This is a genomic window from Achromobacter sp. AONIH1, from assembly GCF_002902905.1.
Taxonomy (GTDB): domain Bacteria; phylum Pseudomonadota; class Gammaproteobacteria; order Burkholderiales; family Burkholderiaceae_B; genus Achromobacter.
The window spans coordinates 5494467-5506800 of the sequence record NZ_CP026124.1 but is presented as its reverse complement, the minus strand read 5'-3'; the positions used below and the strand labels follow the sequence as shown (position 1 = coordinate 5506800).

Below are 12334 nucleotides of genomic sequence, written 5' to 3'. Positions count from 1 at the left end.
GCTCCGAGGCAGACATGCCGCCTGATGTCGCAACGGCCGTCGCAGCGGGTTGCGCGGGCTGGCTGACATGGCTGGCATTGCGATGGCTGGGGGTGGGGCGGACGCGCAGGCGGGCAGCCCGCCTTGCGCGCGACATCGAGCGCGGCCTGCCCTTCGTGTTCGACATGATGGTCCTGTGCGTGGAAGCCGGAATGAGCGTGCAGGGGGCGCTGCAACTGGCCGCGCGCAGCGGTCCGCCGGGCCTGCTGCGTGACGCGCTGGACCGCGCGCTGGTCGAGATGCGCGCCGGCGTGCCGCAAGCGGTCGCGATCCGGCTGCTGGCCCGGCGCAGCGGCAGCACCCTGGCGGCCCACTGGGCCGTGGCGATGGCGCAGGCAGAGGCCCTGGGCGCAAGTCTGGGGCCGGTGCTGCGCACGCTGGCCGCTCATGGCCGCGACGACAGGCGGATCCGGGCGGAGCAGATGGCCTTGCAGGCGCCGGTGAAAATGCTGTTGCCGCTGATCGGCTGCATTTTTCCCTGCACCTTCATCGTGCTGGCCTTTCCTGTCGTGGTGCAGCTGTCGTGGAGCCTGCCTTGACACGCCGGGCGCCGCCGATGGCGCGGCTCCGGCTGCTGCGGGTGGATGGTTGGTGGGGGCGGATGCGGGGGCTGGCGTGGCGCAAGCCGCCGGGCCCGAGAGTGGGCATCCTGCTCACGCCGTGTTTCGCGGTGCATACCTTCGGCATGCGCCATCCCATAGACGTGGCCTTCGTATCGCGCTCGGGACGCGTGCTTGAACTGCGCCGGGCGCTGGCGCCGCGGCGCGTGGCGCTATGCCTGGGCGCCGTTGCCGTTGTCGAGCTGCGCGGCGGCGTCGTTGATGCCGAACACGGAGGTATAGGCCGGATAGAAGCTGCAGTACAGCACGCCGCCCGCCGCGATATTGAACGGCACCTGCAGCGTGCCCGCGAACTGCGGCGACAGGCCGATGGTCACGAGCATGCCGGCGCACAGGTCGATGAACAGGAACACCATGACCCAGGCGGCGCCGTACACCAGGAAGGCCCATTTGTTGCGCCAGCAGGCGACGCCGGAGAAGAACAGCGCCTGCGTCAGGCGCAGACCGTGCCAGGCCACCAGCACTGGCGCATGCCAGAACAGCGCGGCGACGATCACGTACAGCACGCCAAAGACGGTCAGGGGGACCATCAGGGCGGACAACAGCGGCGTGATGTCCTTTTCCATCGAGGCCACGCGCACGGCCTCGGACAGCGAGCCGGAGAACGGCAGGAAGGCCAGCAGGCCGATCACCATGCAGAGCGCCGCATAGAGCAGGCCCATGAGGAACAGCTTGCGAAAGACGCCGGGTTTCTGCAGCGGCTTGGGCCACATGGACGGCAGCATGACGCGGTCGGCCTCGACGTGCTTGCACGCGGACAGCGTCATCAGCGTGACGATGGGCATGAGCGCCACGAACAGGATCGGCCCTACCGGCGGGATCGCCGTCGCGAAAATGACCAGGAGGCTGATAGCCATGGCCCAGAGGAACATGGCCAGGGGCTGCTTGCGGAACAGGCGGAAACCGTCCCGGACCCATTGCCAGCCGGAAGACGCGGGGAGGTATGCTGCTTGCATGGTGTGGTCTGTTGGATGATCTCTCGAAAGTGAACGCGCTGTGCCCCCCATTATGGGGGGCACGATTGTTACGGCAACTCCGGCAGGCCCGGGAGGTGGCGCGCTTGCAACACTCTTTCGAAATGGCGGGGGTCGTGCGGCTTCAGCGTCTGGGCCGGCCTGGGCAGGAAATAGTCGTACAGGCGCGACAGCCAGAAGCGCAGCGCGGCGCCGCGCAGCATCAGCGGCCAGGCCTGCCGTTCGGCGTCGGTGAAGGGCCGCACCTCGGCATAGGCTCGCAGCCAGGATTGCACCAGCTCGGGAATGAACGCGCCGGTGTCCCGCTCGATGCACCAGTCGTTGACGCTGACCGCCACGTCGAACAGCCAGGTATCGCAGCCCGCGAAATAGAAGTCGATGAAACCGCCCATCAAGGGGTCGTCGAAGGTACCGGCGAACAGCACGTTATCGCGGAACAGGTCGCAGTGCGCAGGACCCGAGGGCAGACTTTGCCAGGACGCGGTGGCGCTGGCGGCCTGCTGTTCGGCCAATTCCGTCGACAGCAGGCGGGCCTGGCCTTCGTCCAGGAAGGGCATGACCTTGGGGGCGGTTTCCAGCCACCAGGACAGCCCGCGCAGATTGGGCTGGCGTATCGGGAAGTCCTGGGCGGCCAGATGGGTGCGGGCCAGCGTGGCGCCGGCCAGTGCGCAATGCGCTGCGCCGGGCGCGGGTTCGTAGCCGCCCGGTAGGCGCGTGACGATGGCGCAGGGCTTGCCGTGCAGGGTCGTCAGGCGCGTGCCGTCGCGCAGGGTCTGCGGCTGCGGCACCGGGATGCCGCGTTCGGCCAGCTGGTGCATCAGCTCGATATAGAACGGCAGCTGCGCGTGCGTCAGCACCTCGAACAGCGTCAATACATATTCGCCGCGCGAGGTGTAGAGGAAGTAGTTGGTGTTTTCTATACCTGCCGTGATCCCCCGCAGCGAAATGAATTCGCCCAGGTCGAAATGCGCCAGCAGGGCGCGCGCGTCGTCGTCGGATACGGGGGTGAATACGGCCATTGAGCTTGAGGAAACCAGGGGTTGACGGGCGGGCGGCTTGGGCGCGGGCGCGCCTGTCCGGGCGACCGCGGCGCAATTTTAGACCACATGGCGGGCGCGCTGCGCAAGACCGCTGGCAGCGCGGCGGGCAGAATCTCCGCGGGGGCCGTAAAATACCGCATCCCCTTGTTTTGACGAGCTATTCTTGGACTCCCCCGACTGGCGCCTGTGCGTCGCCCCCATGATCGACGTGACCGACCGCCATTGCCGTTATTTCCACCGGCTGCTGGCGCCGCGGGCGCGGCTGTACACGGAAATGATCACCACCGGCGCGCTGCTGCATGGCAACGTCGCGCGGCACCTGGATTTCGACGAGGCCGAGCATCCCGTGGCCTTGCAGCTGGGCGGCAGCGAGCCGGACGCGCTGGCGCAATGCGCCAGGCTGGGCCGTCAATGGGGCTACGACGAAATCAACCTGAACTGCGGCTGCCCCTCGGAGCGCGTGCAGCGCGGCGCGTTCGGTGCCTGCCTGATGGCCGAACCCGACCTGGTCGCCGACTGCATCAAGGCCATGCAGGACGCCGTGGACATCCCCGTGACCGTCAAGCATCGCCTGGGGCTGGACTACGACGACTCGTATGCATTCGTTCGCGACTTCGTCGGCAAGATCCACGACACCGGCTGCCGCGTCTTCATCGCCCATGCGCGCAACGCGGTGCTCAAGGGCCTGTCGCCCAAGGACAACCGGGAAATCCCGCCGCTGCGCTACGACGTGGTCGCGCGGCTGAAGCGCGATTTTCCGGATTCCGTATTCGTGCTCAACGGCGGCCTGGCCGATGCGGCCCAGTCGGTGGGCGCGGCGGCCGAGTTCGACGGCGTGATGCTGGGCCGCGCGGCCTGGCATACGCCGCGCGTGCTGTCCGAGGTGTCCTTGCAGCTCTGGCCCTCGGTCCGCCTGCCCAGCGACGCCCAGGTGGTGGACGCCATGACGGCCTACGCCGCCAGGCAGGTGGCCCAGGGCGTGCCGCTGCGCGTGATGACGCGCCCCATGCTCGGCCTGGTCAACGGCCAGACCGGCGCGCGCCGCTGGCGTCGCATGCTGTCCGACCCGACGCTGTTGGCCGCCAACAATCCCGGCCTGATCTACGACGCCTGGCGCACCCAGACCCAGGCCCCGAGCCGCCACGACGCCACGCTCGAAGCCGCCCAGGCCGGCATCTGAGCGACGCACAAGCGACAAACAAAAACGCCCCGGGTACAAGCCCCCGGGGCGTTTGAATTTACGGCACACGCCAACCTCTCAAGAAGAACGCCACCTCACAAACTGGCAACCCTCTCCCAAAGCCGGGCCGCACGGAGCCGGCTTCGCCGGTCCGTAGCGGCGCCCCCTTGAGGGGGGAAGCGCGAAGCGCTTCGGGGGGGGGCTTATCCCTCCGGTCCGTAGCGGCGCACCTTGAGGGGGACGCGCAGCGCTCGGGGTGGGCCTACCTTTCAGCGCCTTCCAGCGGCCAGTCGCGGATATACGCCTTGAGCATGTTGTTCTCGAACTTCTGCGCCGCGACGATGGCCTGCGCCATGTCATAGAAAGAGATCACGCCCATCAGCGTCGGGCCGTCCATGACGGGGATGTAGCGCGCGTGTTTTTCCAGCATCAGGCGCTGGACCTCGTCGGCGCTGGTGTTGGGCGACACGCTCACCGGGGCGTCGTCCATGATGGCGCGGATGGTGGTGTCGCCCAGCATGCCGCCATGCTCGTGCATGTGGCGGATGATCTCGCGGAACGTGAGCATGCCCGTCAGGGTGCCCAGTTCCATGATGACGAGCGAGCCGATATCCTGCTCGCTCATGGTTTGCACGGCTTGCGACACCGGCATGTCCGGCGACGCCGTATAGAGCGTGTCGCCCTTGACGCGCAGAATCTCGCTGACCTTCAACATCGGTTCCTCCCGGGCGGGTTGCGCCCTGATTTCATTTAAGTGTTCTTGCGCGCTTCCGTCTCGAGGACTGGAACCACTTCATTTCCGGTATTTTGCGCTTCTTGGCACAGATCTTCCAGCGTGGGCGCCGGCTGGCCGCCCAGGACGGACGCCGCCACCCGCAGGATTTCGGCGTCGTTGCGCACGCGCGGGCGGGTCTGGTCCAGCAGGAAGCGCTCCACCACGGGCGCCATCGAGGTCTGGCGGGCGTCGCAGGCCAGCATCCAGTTGCCTTCCGTGCTGCGCGCGATCAGGCCCATGTCGTTCAGGGTTTCGAGCACGGCGTTCAGCTCGTCCTGGTGCAGCCGCAACTGCCTGGCCAGGGCGCTGGCCGCCAGGCCAGGCGGGTTGGCGGCCTGGGCGCGGCGCAGCGCGCGCAACGCGTCCAGCGCATCGACGTAGGCCGCGCCCGGGTAGCGGTTGATCTCCCAGCGTCCCAACCGGATCAGCGGCGCGCTGGCGGCCAGGGTGGCGCCCAGCAGCACGGCGAGCCAGGACAGATAGATCCACAGCAGGAAGATCGGCAGGGTGGCGAAGGCGCCGTAGATGATGGTGTAGGTGGGGAAGCGGGTCAGGTAGTAGGCGAAGGCCGACTTCATGATTTCCAGCACGATGGCGGTCACGAAGCCGCCAACCAGCGCGTCGCGCCACAGCACGTCGCGATTGGGCACCACCACGAACAGGCCGGCAAAGCCGAGCCCCGTCAGCATCAGCGGGATCAGGGACACCGCCATGCTGACGATCTCGGGCACGTCGCGCACCAGCCCCATCGATTCGCGCGCCACGAAGGACGTGGCCCAGAGGCTGGCCCCTGCCACCACCGGCCCCAGCGTGATGACCGCCCAGTACACCAGCGCCCGTTGCGGCAGCGGCCGCTGGCGGGTGACGTGCCAGATGTCGTTGAACGCCTTGTCGATCGTCATGATCAGCAACAGCGAGGTGACCAGCAGGAAGGCGCCGCCGATGGCCGTCAGCCGGGAGGCCTGGCGCGCGAACTGGTTCAGGTACTCCATGATGTTGTCCGAGACGGACGGCGGCATCAGGCTGTTGGCCAGGAAGTCCTCCAGCGCCACGCGGAATTCCTGGAACACGGGAAAGGCGGTGAACAGCGACAGCACCACGGCCAGCATGGGCACGATGGCCAGCACCGTGGTGAAGGTGAGGCTGGACGCGACCTGCAGCAGCTTCTCTTCGTCGGCGCGCTGGGACGTGAAGCGCCAGGCGCGGCGGACCCTCGTCACCCAGGACGCGCGCGGGGACGAAGGCGCAGTGGCCGCCGACGCGGCGGCGGCTGGCTCGGCGGGGCGATTCATCGGGTGATAATAGCAGCATGAACCCTGAACTCAATCCTCGCCTGCGCCTGCTGGCGTCGGCATCGCTGTTCGCCCTGATCGTGCTGTGCGTGGCCTGGGAAAGCGTGGTCGCGCCGCTGCGTCCCGGCGGGTCCTGGATGCTGCTCAAGGCGCTGCCGCTGGCCTTTCCGCTGCGCGGCATCCTGCGCGGCAACCTGTATACCTATCAGTGGGCGTCCATGCTGTCGCTGCTGTATCTGATGGAAGGCGTGGTTCGCGCCATGTCCGATCCCGCGCCCTTGTCCGTGGCCATGGCCTGGGGCGAGATCCTGCTGTCGACCGTCTTCTTCGTCAGCGCCATTTTCTATGTGCGGCCCGCCAAGCGCGCCGCGCGGAGGCAACGCGCATGACTGCCCGCACCTTGAACGCGCTGACCACGGTCAATTCCTTCGCGGCCCTGCCCGACGCCTTCTATACCCGGTTGGCGCCGCAGCCGCTGAACCATCCGCGCCTGTTGCATGCCAATCCCGATGCCGCCGCGCTGATCGGGCTGGACCCGTCGGCTTTCGCGACGCCGGAATTCCTGGCCGTGTTTTCCGGCCAGCAGCCGCTGCCCGGCGGCGACACGCTGGCCGCCGTCTACAGCGGCCACCAGTTCGGCATCTGGGCCGGCCAATTGGGCGACGGGCGCGCGCATCTGCTGGGCGAAGTGCAGGGGCCGGCCGGCAGCTGGGAGCTGCAGCTCAAGGGCGCCGGCATGACGCCGTATTCGCGCATGGGCGACGGCCGCGCGGTGCTGCGCTCGTCGGTGCGCGAATACCTGGCCGGCGAGGCCATGCATGGCCTGGGCATCCCGACGACGCGCGCGCTGTGCCTGGTGGCGTCGGACGATCCGGTGTACCGCGAGACCGTGGAAACCGCCGCCATCGTCACGCGCATGGCGCCCAGCTTCGTGCGCTTTGGCTCGTTCGAGCACTGGTCGGCGCGACGCGATCTGGACCGCCTGGCGACGCTGGCCGATTACGTGATCGACCGCTACTATCCCGAATGCCGCGAGACGCGGGCGGGCGAGCCGGCGGACCCGAACGCGTCCGTCACCAACCTGCTGCGCGAAGTGACGCGGCGCACGGCGCTGCTGATGGCCGACTGGCAGTCCGTGGGCTTTTGCCACGGCGTGATGAACACCGACAACATGTCCATCCTGGGACTGACGCTGGACTACGGTCCGTATGGTTTCATGGACGGGTTCAAGCTGGCGCACATCTGCAATCACTCCGACACGCAGGGCCGCTATTCCTGGAACCGGCAGCCGTCGGTGGGGCTGTGGAACCTGTATCGTCTGGGCGGCAGCCTGCACAGCCTGACGCAGGACGCGGATGCGCTGCGCGCGGTGCTGGACGAATTCGAGGCGGTGTTCACGCGCGCGTTTCATGCCCGCATGGGCGCCAAGCTGGGCCTGGCGTCGTGGCGTCCCGAGGACGAGGCGCTGCTGGACGACCTGCTCAAGCTCATGGATGCGAACCAGGCCGATTTCACGCTGTGCTGGCGCCGCCTGGCCGATGCGGTGCTGGGGCGTCGCAGCGCGTTCGAGGACCTGTTCATCGATCGCCCCGCTGCGTCGGCATGGCTGGATCGCCTGCTGGCGCGTCAGGCCGCCGATGGCAGGCCGGCGCAGGACACGGCCCAGGCCATGAACCGGGTCAATCCGCTGTACGTGCTGCGCAATCATCTGGCGGAGCAGGCGATCCGGGCGGCGCAGCAAGGAGACGCGGGCGAGATCGGGACGCTGCTGCAGCTGTTGCGCGACCCATACACCGAACGCAGTGGTTACGAGGCGTATGCGGCGCTGCCTCCGGATTGGGCGGGCGGCATCGAAGTCAGCTGCTCGTCCTGAGCAGTGGTTTAAGGTTGCGAAAGCGGGGGCAGGCGCTGATCTGACGGCTATTTACGCGAAAAACCAGTGTTAGGAAGTGAAATATGGCGGTTTTTTTCACTGCAATCATTCGTTTCCATTGTAAAAGTCGTAAGATTGTCGCCTGCGGGACACTCGGGATGGCTTGCCGCATCCCTGGGGCATTTGTCGACAATATTTGAATAAAGCACTCTGAATATGCCTGGCGCGGATGGTTTGCTGTGTATCGGCTTGCTTGAGGATGATGCGGACTTCCGGGAGGAGTTGGCGTTGGGCCTGGGCGGCTATGGTTTCCGGGTGGCGTTCGCCTGTGACAATGCGGCGGCGTTCTATCGCCGGCTGCAGGAGCAGCCGTGCGACATCGTCATACTCGACGCGCACCTGCCCGGCGAGGACGGTTTCTCGGTCGCGACCCGCTTGCGGGCGCTCAGTCCGGTTGGCATCGTCATGCTGACCGGCCGCAGCGCGCTGGAGGATCGCGTGCGCGGCCTGGAGGGCGGCGCCGACGTGTACATGACCAAGCCGGTCGACCTGCTCGAACTGAGCTCGGTGATCCGCAGCCTGGCGCGCCGCATGCGGCTGGCCAAGGCGCCGCGGCCCGCCGATGCCGAAACGCGCACGCCGGCCGAGTCTTCCTGGTCGTTGCAGGATGGCGGCTGGATCCTGGTCGCGCCCGATGGCGCTTCGCTGCACCTGAGCGCGCAGGAGCGGACGTTCCTGATGGCCTTGATGGACGCCGCTGGCAGCGCCGTCAGCCGGCAGGCGCTGGCTGAATTGTTCCTGCCCGAGAGCCCGGGCGGGTTCGAGTTGCGTCGCATCGACGTGCTGGTCAGTCGCCTGCGCGCCAAGGCGCAGAGCGCCGGCCTGAAGCTGCCCGTGTTGTCTGTGCGCGGACAGGGCTACGTGTTCGCGGCCTGAGCGCTGCGTCCGCCGGCCGCGTCAGGCGGCGGGCGGTGATACCGGCAGGGTGATGACGAAGCGGCTGCCCGCGCCGACCCGGCTGGTCATGGTCAGCGAGCCGCCCTGGCTTTCGCAGATGCGTCGCGCCAGATAGAGCCCGACGCCCAGTCCGGATGTCTCGCGATGCGCCGCGCGCCGGAAGCGCGGCTCGAAAATTCGCTGCTGGTCTTCTTCCCCGATGCCCGGGCCACGGTCGACGACGGCGATCCATGCCTGGTGCACGCCGTCCTTCATGCTCGCGCCGGCCTCGATCCGGATGGGCTCGCTGGCGGGCGAATACTTGACGGCGTTATGGATCAGGTTGCGCAAGACCACGCTGGTCAGCGAACGGTCGCAATAGGCGGGCAGGGCGCCGTCCGCGTCCAGCACCAGGGCATGCGCGGTATCGGGGCGCATGGCGGCCACGACGTCGCGCGCCATCGTCGCCAGGTCGATGGCTTCGCCGCGCGGGGTCAGCGCCTGTTCCTCGCGGCGGTCCTGTGTCAGCAGCTGTTCCAGCAGTTCGGTCATGCGCGTCACCGAGCGGTGGATACGCGCCAGACGGTTGTCCACGGCCTCGCCATTGCCCGCCAGGATCATGTCCAGCGACTGCGCCGCCGCGCTGATGGTGGCCAGCGGCGCGCGCAGTTCGTGCGACAGCAGGGCGTTCATCTGGCGCTGCGTGTCCAGGGCGCCGGCCAGTTCTGCCAGGCGCAACTCGTCCTGGGCCTGATGACCCGCCGCCGCGGGCGGCTGGACGGGCGTCGGCGCGGCGCTGGCGCGCGCATGCCGATCCTCCAGGGCGCAATACCAGAGCGCAAGCGCCACCAGCAGCAGGCGCGCCAGTTCCAGTAAGCTGTCCGGCGCGCCTGCGCCGGCGCCCGGCCAGGCATCGCGCCCGATCAGCCAGACGGACAGCGCATGGCCGGCGGCCAGGACCAGGCAGGCCACGCGGCGCGGACCCGGGCGCGCGCCGGCGGCCAGCAGGGCCGCCGTCAAGGGCAGGCTGGCCGCCGCGCAAGCGCCCGCGATGGCGGCAGATGCCGCGCCGTCATGCGTTTCGTAGATGAAGATCAGGGCCAGCGAGGCCAGCGCGGCCAGTCCGATGCTGCCCCAGCGGCAGGCCGCCGCCAGCCCGCGCAGGCCGCCGGATCCCGCGAGGAAGGGCGCTGTCAGCGCGAGCAGCGCGGCATAGGAGCCTGCCTGCAGGGCGCCGGCCGGCAGCAGGTTTGGCAAGGTGCGGAACAGCCCTTCGAGCAGCAGAAACACGACGCCCGCGGCCTGCACGCTGTCGCGGGTCCGCGTCCACGCCGCGGCGCAAACCAGCGCGCACGCCAGTGCGGCGCCGGCGATCAGGCCCGCGTGCACGCCCGCCTGGGCGGCAAGGTCCGCCTGGGCCCAGGCGGCGCCGGGCCACGCCAGCAGAGCGCACAACGCGCCCGTCTAGCGTCGGGTGGATGCCGCCGCGGCGCGGGCGGGCGGCAGGCGAGTGCGGGAGCGGGGCAACAGTCCTTCCGTCAACTAGGAACCCATTGGTGGTCGGGAGCAAGATCATGCGGGCGGGCGAAGTTTACGCCAGCGCCGCGCAGGGCGTGGATGCCGATTTTCTCCAGAATGGATTGCGTGGCTGTGTCCGGCACGTCCTCGGCGTATACGGCCATGCCCAGCGTTTGAGCCGCCGCCGCGACCGTGGCGGCCAGATGCTGGCTGCCGGGGCTGTGCAGCAGCCCGGCGACGAACCCGCCGCCAAGCTTCAGGTAGGAAAACGGGAATTCGTGCAAGTGCTCCAGGGCGCCGAATTGCTGTGACAGGCGGGTCAGTCCTACGCGCGCGCCGGCTTGCGTGGCCAGACGGCACAGCTCGCGCATCTCGGTGTTCTGTTCGAGCAGGCCGGCGGCATCCACTTCGATGATCAGCCGCCGGGTGAGGGCGGGCCGGTCGCCGAGCATCTTTTCCAGCCGGGCCAGGAACCCGGGTTGAGACAGCGAGCCCAGCGCCACGGGCGCCGCGAGCGCCCCATGTTGCGCGTACAGCCAGTCCAGTCCCAGCCGCAGCGCCTGGATATCGCATTCGGCCGACAGGCCGAGCCGCACCGCCGGCGGCATGAAAATGGAGGCTGGCACGGGGTCGGCGCCCGACGCGTCATGCAGCGTCAGGCTGGCCTCGTGATGCAGCAGCCCGCCCGAGACGTCCTGCAGGGCCTGCACCGCCAGCGCGAACTTGTGCTGTTCCAGCGCGGTGGTCAGCGCGTCGTGCCAGCTGTATTCGCCGATGCGGGTGCTGTCGGCGGCCTGGCTGGCGGGCGCGACCTGGTCATCGTCGGCGCTTTCGGAGCACATCAGCGCATGGTCCAGCCGGGCCAGCGTGTCGCTCATGCCGTCGCCGGGCGCGAATTCAGCCATGGCCAGCGCCCAGCGGCACCAGCCGTGCTTGCCCATCGGCACGCGTAGCGAGCGCAGCTCGCGGCGCACGCGCTCGGCCAGCACGCCGGCTTGCGGTGCGCTGCTGCGCGGCATCAACAGGGCGAAATCGGAGCCGCCGATCCGGGCCAGCAGCGCCTGGGAGCCGCCTTGCGCGTCGACCAACCTGCGCAGGCGGTCGGCGGAAGAGCGCAGCCACTGGTCGGTGAACGCACGCGACAGGTGGCGGTTGATCTGCGCCAGGTCGCGCTGGCGGAACATGAGCAGGTGGCCGCCCGCCTCGGCGGTCCGGTCGCTCAGCGCCGCGCGGAAACGGTCCATGAAATACTTGCGGTTCGGCAGCCAGGTGACGGCGTCGCGGTGGATCTCGCTTTGCAGCGACTCGATCCGCGCGTTCTGCTCCTCGACCGTGGCGTCGACCCGGCGGCGGGCGTCGACCAGGGCCTGGTCGACGCTTTCCAGGCCACAGGAGCCGGATGGCGAGGCATCGGCGCCCGGCGCCAGGGCGCGCACGCGCTGGCTGATGTCGCGCGACGCGCTGGTTTCGATGCGGCGCGCCAGGCTGATGGCGAACAGCGCCCAGAACAGGCCGGCGCTCAGCGCCAGTCCCACGGCGCGGACGCCGCCCTGCCAAAGCGTATCGTTCGCCAGCGTGGCGTCGCCCTGGACGGTGACCGTGCCGCGCGCGGCGCCGTCGGGGCTGGCATAGGGGAGCGAGACCGCCGGCGCGCGCAGGGAGAACCAGCGTTCGAGCCAGGCGCCTGAGCTGGCGTCCGTGGTGGCGTCCGGGCCGCGATCCACGCTGTCGCCGGATGCCTCGTCGGCAATCCTGATACGTGCGTACAGCCCCTGGCTGTACAGTTCGTCAGCCAGAACCTCACGCTCGTGAGGAGTGGAGGGCGCGCGGCCCAGGACCCAGGCAAGCGTGCGCGCGCCGCTTTCGCTTTGCTGCGCCAGTTGCCGGCTCAGGTGGCGATGGGCTGTCAGCATGCCCAGCGCCTGGGCGCCGAGCAGGACGATGCCTGCGAGCAGGGCGGAACACAGGAGTAACCGGCGTAGTTTCGACATGTGTGCGGAATTCCCTTCGTGGCCAGCGCCGTTGCCGGTGTCGCGGATTGCCGGCTAGCCCGTCAAAAAGGGGGACGACGGGCCGCCGATGTGCCC

General features: G+C 68.8%; 11 protein-coding genes and 1 pseudogene. 6 read left to right on the top strand and 6 right to left on the bottom strand.

The window, feature by feature from the left end; all coding sequences use genetic code 11:
• Positions 1–14 precede the first annotated feature (14 nt).
• Both C2U31_RS25110 and C2U31_RS31060 read left to right on the top strand, forming a co-directional pair.
• A complete protein-coding gene (locus tag C2U31_RS25110; RefSeq protein WP_103275288.1) occupies positions 15–578 on the top strand; it encodes a type II secretion system F family protein in 564 nt (187 codons plus the stop codon).
• Between the two features lie 17 nt (positions 579–595).
• A pseudogene (locus C2U31_RS31060) lies at positions 596–805 on the top strand (DUF192 domain-containing protein); the annotation flags it as partial.
• 6 nt (positions 806–811) lie between these two features.
• Here the strand turns inward: C2U31_RS31060 and C2U31_RS31055 are convergent.
• Positions 812–1615, bottom strand: a complete 804-nt coding sequence (locus C2U31_RS31055) for a BPSS1780 family membrane protein (protein WP_233772496.1) — start codon at positions 1613–1615, stop codon at positions 812–814.
• 68 nt (positions 1616–1683) lie between these two features.
• Positions 1684–2652, bottom strand: a complete 969-nt coding sequence (locus C2U31_RS25100; RefSeq protein ID WP_103275287.1) for a homoserine kinase — start codon at positions 2650–2652, stop codon at positions 1684–1686.
• A gap of 220 nt (positions 2653–2872) precedes the next feature.
• On the opposite strand from C2U31_RS25100, the gene dusA reads away from it, so the two are divergent.
• Entirely contained in the window at positions 2873–3853 is a 981-nt protein-coding gene (gene dusA / locus C2U31_RS25095; protein ID WP_233772923.1) for a tRNA dihydrouridine(20/20a) synthase DusA, read from the top strand.
• A 262-nt stretch (positions 3854–4115) separates the two neighbouring features.
• On the opposite strand, the gene C2U31_RS25090 is transcribed toward dusA, so the two are convergent.
• Positions 4116–4568, bottom strand: coding sequence for a CBS domain-containing protein (locus C2U31_RS25090; protein WP_103275285.1), 453 nt, complete (start codon positions 4566–4568; stop codon positions 4116–4118).
• A 35-nt stretch (positions 4569–4603) separates the two neighbouring features.
• Entirely contained in the window at positions 4604–5920 is a 1317-nt protein-coding gene (locus C2U31_RS25085) for a YihY family inner membrane protein (RefSeq protein WP_103275284.1), read from the bottom strand.
• A 17-nt stretch (positions 5921–5937) separates the two neighbouring features.
• On the opposite strand from C2U31_RS25085, the gene C2U31_RS25080 reads away from it, so the two are divergent.
• The 3 genes from C2U31_RS25080 to C2U31_RS25070 all read left to right on the top strand — a co-directional run bounded on the left by C2U31_RS25080 (position 5938) and on the right by C2U31_RS25070 (position 8729).
• The gene (locus tag C2U31_RS25080) at positions 5938–6309 is read left to right on the top strand and encodes a DUF2069 domain-containing protein (RefSeq protein ID WP_103275283.1); all 372 of its coding nucleotides are present in this window, start codon (positions 5938–5940) and stop codon (positions 6307–6309) included.
• Positions 6306–7793, top strand: coding sequence for a YdiU family protein (locus C2U31_RS25075; protein WP_103275282.1), 1488 nt, complete (start codon positions 6306–6308; stop codon positions 7791–7793). The genes C2U31_RS25080 and C2U31_RS25075 overlap by 4 nt, the downstream gene beginning before the upstream one ends.
• A gap of 216 nt (positions 7794–8009) precedes the next feature.
• Positions 8010–8729 (top strand): response regulator transcription factor, encoded by a 720-nt coding sequence (locus tag C2U31_RS25070; RefSeq protein WP_103275281.1) that lies wholly within the window; start codon positions 8010–8012, stop codon positions 8727–8729.
• A gap of 21 nt (positions 8730–8750) precedes the next feature.
• Here C2U31_RS25070 and C2U31_RS31050 read toward each other — a convergent pair whose 3' ends face one another.
• Both C2U31_RS31050 and C2U31_RS25060 read right to left on the bottom strand, forming a co-directional pair.
• Complete coding sequence (locus C2U31_RS31050) at positions 8751–10184, bottom strand: sensor histidine kinase KdpD (protein ID WP_233772495.1); 1434 nt, start codon at positions 10182–10184, stop codon at positions 8751–8753.
• 83 nt (positions 10185–10267) lie between these two features.
• On the bottom strand, positions 10268–12238 hold the full coding sequence (locus C2U31_RS25060) for an EAL domain-containing protein (RefSeq protein WP_103275280.1): 1971 nt from the start codon (positions 12236–12238) through the stop codon (positions 10268–10270).
• Between the last annotated feature and the right edge of the window lie 96 nt (positions 12239–12334).

Bases quoted from the DNA above. Each gene is read 5' to 3' on its own strand.
- C2U31_RS25110 (WP_103275288.1), top strand. From the start codon at position 15: ATGCCGCCTGATGTCGCAACGGCCGTCGCAGCGGGTTGCGCGGGCTGG.
- C2U31_RS31055 (WP_233772496.1), bottom strand. From the start codon at position 1,615: ATGCAAGCAGCATACCTCCCCGCGTCTTCCGGCTGGCAATGGGTCCGG.
- C2U31_RS25100 (WP_103275287.1), bottom strand. From the start codon at position 2,652: ATGGCCGTATTCACCCCCGTATCCGACGACGACGCGCGCGCCCTGCTG.
- dusA (WP_233772923.1), top strand. From the start codon at position 2,873: ATGATCGACGTGACCGACCGCCATTGCCGTTATTTCCACCGGCTGCTG.
- C2U31_RS25090 (WP_103275285.1), bottom strand. From the start codon at position 4,568: ATGTTGAAGGTCAGCGAGATTCTGCGCGTCAAGGGCGACACGCTCTAT.
- C2U31_RS25085 (WP_103275284.1), bottom strand. From the start codon at position 5,920: ATGAATCGCCCCGCCGAGCCAGCCGCCGCCGCGTCGGCGGCCACTGCG.
- C2U31_RS25080 (WP_103275283.1), top strand. From the start codon at position 5,938: ATGAACCCTGAACTCAATCCTCGCCTGCGCCTGCTGGCGTCGGCATCG.
- C2U31_RS25075 (WP_103275282.1), top strand. From the start codon at position 6,306: ATGACTGCCCGCACCTTGAACGCGCTGACCACGGTCAATTCCTTCGCG.
- C2U31_RS25070 (WP_103275281.1), top strand. From the start codon at position 8,010: ATGCCTGGCGCGGATGGTTTGCTGTGTATCGGCTTGCTTGAGGATGAT.
- C2U31_RS25060 (WP_103275280.1), bottom strand. From the start codon at position 12,238: ATGTCGAAACTACGCCGGTTACTCCTGTGTTCCGCCCTGCTCGCAGGC.